General features: G+C 49.6%; 1 pseudogene. It reads left to right on the forward strand.

Features of this window, described 5'->3' with window-relative positions:
- Positions 1–280 (forward strand): annotated as a pseudogene (locus HC176_RS19890) (type IX secretion system periplasmic lipoprotein PorW/SprE); the annotation flags it as partial.

Genomic DNA, 280 nt, shown 5'->3' on the forward strand with positions numbered 1-280 from the left:
CAGCAGCCCAGAATTTCTTTGAGAACAAACGTCCGGCCATGCCGGGAGTGCCAAATCCCGGTTCATCTTTCTATTTTTATAATCCAACTGCGGTCGCTTACGGGAAACAGGAATTCTTTAGAACCTGGGGGGACAGGGAGTTGGTTGATAACTGGCGTACCCAAAGGGCAGGAGGAGCAGGAGCAGGTTTGGATGTGCAGGGAATCACAGATCTGGTTGAAAATGATCCACGATATGATCCCCAAACCTACTTAGCTGCAATTCCAAAAGATCGGGCGGT

The sequence above is a fragment of the Tamlana crocina genome (assembly GCF_012037625.1).